Annotated in this window: 1 protein-coding gene; it reads left to right on the top strand. The window is 64.0% G+C overall.

Annotated features, from left to right (window positions below; translation table 11 throughout):
* Position 1: 1 nt before the first annotated feature.
* Positions 2 to 428: precorrin-8X methylmutase (locus tag EN939_RS37685; RefSeq protein ID WP_164751672.1), on the top strand; the 427-nt coding region annotated here is incomplete at its 3' end.

Below are 428 nucleotides of genomic sequence, written 5' to 3' on the forward strand. Positions count from 1 at the left end.
CATCCATGACGGCACGGCGATCTACGAGCGCTCCTTCGCCATTATCCGCGCCGAGGCCGATCTGTCGCGCTTCTCCGAGGCCGAGGCCGATGTCGCCATCCGCATGATCCATGCCTGCGGCCAGGTCGAATCTTCAAGTCATTTTGTGTTCTCCACGGATTTGGTTGCCGCTGCCCGCACCGCTTTGGCGGCGGGCGCGCCAATTTTCTGCGACGCGGAAATGGTCTCGCATGGCGTCACCCGCGCCAGGCTGCCGGCCGGCAACGAGGTGATCTGCACCTTGCGCGATCCGCGCACGCACGACATCGCCAGGGAAATCGGCAACACCCGCTCGGCCGCCGCGATCGATTTGTGGGGCGAGCGCATGGCGGGCTCGGTGGTTGCCATCGGCAATGCACCGACCGCGCTGTTCTATCTATTGGAAAAAC

Origin of the sequence: Mesorhizobium sp. M7A.F.Ca.CA.002.05.1.1, assembly GCF_003998335.1 — a bacterium.
In the GTDB taxonomy this organism is placed as follows: domain Bacteria; phylum Pseudomonadota; class Alphaproteobacteria; order Rhizobiales; family Rhizobiaceae; genus Mesorhizobium.